Source organism: Streptomyces sp. NPDC059695, assembly GCF_042733785.1.
In the GTDB taxonomy this organism is placed as follows: domain Bacteria; phylum Actinomycetota; class Actinomycetes; order Streptomycetales; family Streptomycetaceae; genus Streptomyces.
Genome location: NZ_JBHWFF010000055.1, coordinates 1 through 6615, shown reverse-complemented (window position 1 = coordinate 6615; position 6615 = coordinate 1). Strand labels below are relative to the sequence as shown.

General features: G+C 72.5%; 4 protein-coding genes. 2 read left to right on the top strand and 2 right to left on the bottom strand.

Features of this window, described 5'->3' with window-relative positions; genetic code table 11:
• Positions 1 to 144 precede the first annotated feature (144 nt).
• Positions 145 to 1728 carry an MDR family MFS transporter gene (locus ACFV2S_RS36165; protein WP_385569913.1) on the bottom strand — a complete coding sequence of 528 codons (1584 nt, stop codon included), beginning with the start codon at positions 1726 to 1728 and terminating at the stop codon, positions 145 to 147.
• A gap of 101 nt (positions 1729 to 1829) precedes the next feature.
• Here ACFV2S_RS36165 and ACFV2S_RS36160 point away from each other — a divergent pair, with 101 nt between their 5' ends.
• A complete protein-coding gene (locus ACFV2S_RS36160) occupies positions 1830 to 2384 on the top strand; it encodes a TetR/AcrR family transcriptional regulator (RefSeq protein WP_385569908.1) in 555 nt (184 codons plus the stop codon).
• Between the two features lie 14 nt (positions 2385 to 2398).
• On the opposite strand, the gene ACFV2S_RS36155 is transcribed toward ACFV2S_RS36160, so the two are convergent.
• Positions 2399 to 3082: a M23 family metallopeptidase gene (locus tag ACFV2S_RS36155; protein WP_383801343.1), complete on the bottom strand. Its 684-nt coding sequence runs from the start codon at positions 3080 to 3082 to the stop codon at positions 2399 to 2401.
• Positions 3083 to 3556: 474 nt separating this feature from the next.
• Between ACFV2S_RS36155 and ACFV2S_RS36150 the strand changes: the two genes are divergently transcribed.
• Positions 3557 to 6559 carry an NACHT domain-containing protein gene (locus ACFV2S_RS36150; RefSeq protein WP_385569902.1) on the top strand — a complete coding sequence of 1001 codons (3003 nt, stop codon included), beginning with the start codon at positions 3557 to 3559 and terminating at the stop codon, positions 6557 to 6559.
• Positions 6560 to 6615: the final 56 nt, after the last annotated feature.

The window sequence follows — 6615 nt, the reverse complement described above, 5'->3', positions numbered from 1 at the left end:
GGGGGGGGGGGGGCCCAGTGGGTGGTGGGGGGGGCGGCCCCCCGGCCCCTCCAACCCGGTGATGTTCCGGGGGGGGGGGGCGGGGGGGGCCGCGGGGGGGGGGGCGCCCCCCCCCCGGCCCCGCCCCCACCGTCGTACAGGGGATCAGACCGTCTCGGCGACCTTCGCGGTGCCGTCGGACTCCGCCTTCGGGGCCGCGGCCGGTCCGGCGCCGCGGAGCGCCACCTCCTTGACGAAGAAGGCGAGGACGAAGCCGAGGACGGCGACGGCCGAGGCGACCAGGAAGGCGCTGTGGGTGCCGGAGGCGACCGCGTGCTGGTAGGCCTCGCGCAGCGCGGCCGGCAGCTTGGCGAGGCTCGCCGCGTCGAGCTGGGCGGTCCGCTCCGTGAGCCCGCCGCCGCCGCGGGAGGCCATCTCGTCCTGGACGCGGCTGGTGAAGAGCGCGCCCATGATCGCGACGCCGAAGGAGGAGCCGAGGGTCCGGAAGAGGGTGGTGGAGGAGGAGGCGACGCCCATGTCCTTCATCTCCACGCTGTTCTGGGCGACCAGCATGGTGATCTGCATGAGGAAGCCCATGCCGGCGCCGAGGACGGCCATCCAGATCCCGGAGACCAGGCGCGAGGTGCCGGTGTCCATCGTGGAGAGGAGGAAGAGGCCGGCCACCATGAGCGCGCCGCCCGCGATGGGGAAGACCTTGTACTTGCCGGTGCTGGTGGTGAAGCGGCCGACGAGCAGCGAGACGACCATCATCGACAGCAGCATCGGCAGGAGCAGCAGGCCGGAGTTGGTGGCCGAGGCGCCCTGGACGGACTGCTGGAAGATCGGCAGGTAGAGGACCGCGCCGAACATCACGAAGCCGGTGATGAAGCCGATCAGGGACATCAGGGTGAAGTTGCGGCTGCGGAAGATGTGCAGCGGCATGATCGGGTCGCTCGCCCGGGTCTCGACGTAGAGGAAGGCGGCGAGCGCGGCGGCGCCGCCGACGGCGAGGCCGACGATGGTGGCCGAGCCCCAGGCGTACTCCGTGCCGCCCCAGGTGGTGACGAGGACGATCGCGGTGATGCCGGCGGTCAGCAGCGCCGCGCCGAGGAAGTCGATCCGGGTGCCCGTGGCGCGCTGCTTCTTCGGCAGGTGCAGGACGGTGGTGACCATGGCGAGGGCGACGATGCCGAGCGGCAGGTTGATGTAGAAGGACCAGCGCCAGCCCCAGTGGTCGGTGATGGTGCCGCCGACGAGGGGGCCGCCGATCATCGCGAGGGCCATGACGCCGGCCATCATGCCCTGGTACTTGCCGCGCTCGCGGGGCGGGATCAGGTCGCCGATGATCGCCATGACGCCGACCATGAGGCCGCCGGCGCCGAGGCCCTGGATGGTGCGGAAGCCGATGAGCTGGCCCATGTCCTGGGCCATGCCGCTGAGCGCCGAGCCGATCAGGAAGATCACGATCGACGTCAGGAAGACGCCCTTGCGGCCGAACATGTCGCCGAGCTTGCCCCAGAGGGGCGTGGAGGCGGCGGTGGCCAGGGTGTAGGCGGTGACGACCCAGGAGAGGTGCTCCAGGCCGCCGAGCTCGCCGACGATCGTCGGCATCGCGGTGCCGATGATCATGTTGTCCAGCATCGCGAGCAGCATCGCGATCATGAGGGCGAGGAGGACGACGCGTACGCTGCGCGGCTGCGGGTCCACAGCTTCCCCCTCTGCTGCCTGAACATCGTGTTTCGTCGCCATCTCTGTCCCTTACTTGCCGCCCGGCTAGTTACTACACTGAGGAAGGTAGGTCGGTCACTAGCCGGTCGTCAAGTAAGTTTTCTGGAAAGTGGAGAGCAGCCATGGCCCGAGGCAACACCCGCCAGCGCATCCAGGACGTGGCTCTCGAACTCTTCGCCGAGCAGGGCTACGAGAAGACCTCGCTGCGCGAGATCGCGGAGCGGCTGGACGTCACGAAAGCCGCGCTCTACTACCACTTCAAGACCAAGGAAGACATCATCATCGGGATCTTCCAGGACCTGGCGCGCCCGATCGACGAGCTGGTCGCCTGGGCGGCCGAGCAGCCGCGCACCCTGGAGACCAAGCAGGAGATCCTGCGCCGCTACCAGAAGGCGCTGCTCGCCGCGGCCCCGCTGTTCCGCTTCATGCACGAGAACCAGGCGACCGTGCGCGACCTGAGCATCGGGCTCACCTTCAAGGAGCGCTTCATCGCGCTCAACCAGTTCATCCAGGAGCCCGAGGCCCCGATGAAGGACAAGGTCCGCTCCGTGAGCGCGATCTTCGCGCTGCACGCGGGGACCTTCTTCATGGAGAACGTCGAGGGCGACCCCGAGGAGAAGCAGGAAGCCGTCCTCGAGGTCGCCCTCGATCTGATCGAGCAGGCCCAGCGGGCCTGATACGACCGGGTGCGTCAGACGCCGACGCCGTGCGAACGCAGGAACGCCATCGGGTTGACGGCGGAGCCGTAGTTCGGGGTGGTGCGGATCTCGAAGTGCAGGTGCGGGCCGGAGGAGTTGCCGGTGTTGCCCGAGAGGGCGATCTGCTGGCCGGCGCCGACCTTCGTGCCGATGCCGACCTGGATCTTCGACAGGTGGGCGTACTGCGAGTACGTGCCGTTGGCGTGCCGGACGACGATCGCGTTGCCGTACGCGGGGCCGTCGCCGCCGCCGTTCGGGCCGGCCTTCACGACGGTGCCGGCCGCGGCGGCCTTGACCGGGGTGCCGACCGGGACCGCGAAGTCCTGGCCGGAGTGCTTGTGGGCCCACATGGCGCCGCCCTGGTTGAAGCTGGCGCTGAGGGTGTAGGCGGCGACCGGCTTGACCCAGGCCGGGGTCGCCTTCTTGACCACCTTCACGGGCGTGGCCTTCACGGCGGCGGCCTTGGCGACGGCGGCCTTCACCTGGGCGGCGACGTGGGCCTGGGCCTCGGCCTGGGCGGCGACGGCGGCGGACGCGGTCAGCGTGACCGGCGCGGCGGCCTTGCCCTCGGCGGCGAAGGCGGACCCTGCTCCGGCCACCAGCGACGCTCCCAGACCCGCGGTGACGAGAGCAACGGCGGTGATACGGGCGGCGGGGTTCATGACGCGCTTCGACATACGGGGGAAAACCTCCGGGAAGTACGGGACCCGACGCGGACGGTCGCTGCGTCGGGCTTGCTCATCCTTGGTAACCCGAGCCCCAGCCCATCCCAAAACACCCCATCTACGACATCGCGTCGTAGCGATCTCCGGGGGAATGCGGGCCTTGACGCCTGCCGCGCGATGTCACGAAATCGGACAAAACGACCTCACCGATGCGGTTTATCCGCATGTCGAGGGGGGACGGAAGTGCCCGAATCGTGGCCCCGCGCCCGGTTCGGGCCCCTCGGGACCAAAGTCCCGGCGCTTGATCCCTAAACCTCCCGATTCACCCCCGATGCCTCCCACTATCCCGCTTAGTACCCTCCAAAACGCCTGTGCGCCTTGTCACCGGCGCCCCGCCCCGGATGGGACCTGGGTCACGCGACCGAGCCGCCCGGAACCCCGTCCCGCACTACGCTGACCGCCTCGGGAATCCACGGGGGGACACACATGGAACCGGCACTCATCGGCACCCGCCTCGCCTCGGCCGCCATCGGTCCACTGCTGAAGAAACTGCTGGTCAGCGATGGCCCGGGGGCCGGACTCAGCGGCCCGTCGGGCACCGTGAGGCTCTCCGCCCTGGTCTCCTTCCGCGGCGAGAAGCGCACCCTGACCGAGCGGGACGTCCGCAAGCTCGCCGGAACCCTCGTCGCCCGGGCCCTGCACGGCGACGGCGAGCCGCCCTTCCCCGCCGACGAGACCGAGGCCGTCACCGACGCCCTCGCCACGACCCTCCTCGCCCTCGGCGACCTCGACATGGACGACGCCCAGGCCGTCCACCTCGGCCACCGGGCCCTCGCCCGCCGCCTGCGCGCCGCCGCACCGCCCCCGGACGGCCTCGCCACCCCGTCCGTCCTCTTCCTGGACGTCGTCACCGAACTCGCCTGCCGCCACATCCTGGAGTTCTTCACCCAGCGCTCCACCTTCGTCCCCCGCACCCTCGTGGAGCAGAGCCGCGGCCAGGCGGAACTCGGCGCGAAGCTCGACGCGCTCACCGCCCGCGTCCCGCACCCGGACGTCCGGGACGCGGACTTCGAGCGCCGGTACCGGGCGCACCTCGCCAAGAAGCACGGCCGCCTCACCATCCACGGCATCGACCTGCACCACTCGCCGGACCGGTGGCCGCTGGACCTCGCCTACCTCTCCCTCGAAGCGACCGGCGAGGTCCCCGGCCCCGGCCTGCCCGACGCGACCGGGAACCCCCTCCCCCGGGAGCAGGCCCTCCGCGCCGACCTCGCCCTCGCCCGGCACGACCGGGTCCTGCTGCGCGGCCTCGCGGGCTCCGGCAAGACGACCCTCGTCCAGTGGCTGACGGTCTCGGCCGCCGCGGAGAGGGGCCCGGAGGGCATGGCGTACCTCCGCGGCCGCGTCCCCTTCGTCCTCCCCCTGCGCACCCTCACCCGCCACGGCGAGCGGCTTCCCGCCCCCGACCGCTTCCTCTCCGCCGCCGGCTGCCCCCTCACCCCGCCCGACGGCTGGGCCGACCGGGTCCTCTCCGCCGGCCGGGCCGTCGTCCTCGTCGACGGCATCGACGAGATCCCCCACGCGGAGCGCGGCCGGGCCCGCGAGTGGATCCGGAACCTCCTCGACGCCTACGAGGGCAACCGCTGGCTCGTCACCTCGCGCCCCACCGCCGTCCGCGACGACTGGCTCGCCCCCGACGGCTTCACCGAACTGACCCTCTCCCCCATGAGCCGCGCCGAGGTCACCACCTTCGTACGCCGCTGGCACCGGGCCGCCGGGCCGGAGGCGGAGCCGTACGAGCAGCAGCTCCTCGACGCGCTGCGCACCACCGGGCACGTCGCCCAGCTCGCCACCAACCCCCTGATGTGCGGCCTCGTCTGCGCCCTCCACCGCGACCGGCGCGGCTTCCTGCCCCGCGGCCGCAAGGGCCTCTACGAGGCGGCCCTGTCCATGCTCCTCGCCCGCCGCGACCGCGAGCGGGACATGGGGGCCCCGTCCGGCGTCGCCCTCGACGAGGCCCCGCAGATCCAGCTGATCCAGCGCCTCGCGTACTGGCTGACGCTCAACGGCCGCACCCAGCTGGACCGGGCCCACGCGGAGTCGCTCGTCCGGGAGGCGGTCCCGGCGGTCCAGGAGGCCGCCCCGTACGACCCCCGGCAGGTCTTCACCCACCTCCTGCACCGCAGCGGGCTGCTGCGCGAGCCGACGACGGACACCGTGGAGTTCGTCCACCGCACCTTCCAGGACCACCTCGCCGCCAAGGCCCTGGTGGACCACTGGGACATCGGCGTCCTCGTCCGGCACGCCGCCGACGACCAGTGGGAGGACGTCATCCGCATGGCCGTGGGCCACGCCCGGCCGCGCGAGTGCGCGGAGATCCTGCGGGAGCTGCTGAAGGCGGCGGACGCCACGGAGGACCGCCGGATCCGGCTCCGCCTGGTGCTCCTGGCGGCCACGGCCCTCGACCACGCGACGGAGGTCTCCCCCGAGGTACGGGAGGAGGTCGTGCGCCGCACGTCCGAGGTGATCCCGCCCCGCACCTCGGCCGAGGCCAGGGCACTGGCCGAGGCCGGAAGGATGATCTTCGACCTGCTGCCCGGCCCGGACGGCCTGGACGTCGACACGGCCCGGCTGGCCGTGGTGGCCGCCTCGCACGTCCAGGACGACGCCGCCGTCCTCTACCTGTCCCGCTTCGTCTCCCACCCCGTGGTCGCCGTCCGGTCCCAGCTGGTCTGGGCCTGGCACCGGTACGACACCCGCTCCTACGCCGAGGAGATCGTGGCCCGGCTCGACCCGACCGGCCTCTACTACAGCGTCCAGGACGACGCCCAGGCGCACGAGCTCGTCCGGCTCGGCCTGCGGCCCCGGCTGCTCCAGGTCCACGCCGAGGTGTCGCCCGGGGCGCGCGACGCGCTCCTCGGGCACTGCGACCCCCGCCGGCTCACCCTGGAGGTGTCCGAGTCACGGCCGGACCTCACCTCGCTGACCGGCCTGACCGGTCTGAACAGGCTCACGCTCACGCTTCCCGCGGACGCCGACTGGCTGTCCGACGCTCTTCCGGGGGCCGCGCTCAGCCAGCTTTCGATCGCCCCCGTGCCCCGGGACGGCCTCGCACCGCTGTGCCGGCTCCCGCACCTGCGCGAGCTGCACCTGTGGGCGGCGCCGCCCCTCTCCCCCGCGCTCTGGGAGGAGCTCACCGCGCTGCCCGGGGTCGAGACCCTCGCCCTCACGGGCACCGGCCTCGACCGCTGTCCCGCCGGCACCGTCCTCCCCGGAGTCACCGAGCTCCACCTGGCCGCCCAGGCCGACACGGCGGGCCTCCGGCGGCTCGCGGAGGTCTTCCCGTCCCTGCGGCGTCTCCACCTCGCGCCCGGCAGCCACGACCTGACCCCGCTCGCCGCGCTCACCGGGCTCCGGTCGGTCCGCGCGGTCGGCCGGACCACCGGCGCCGAGCACCTCGCGGCCGAGGTCCGGATCGTCTCCGGCTGACCGGGGGAACCCGGGCACACGCAGAGGGGCGGCCCCGGAACCGATCGGTTCCGGGG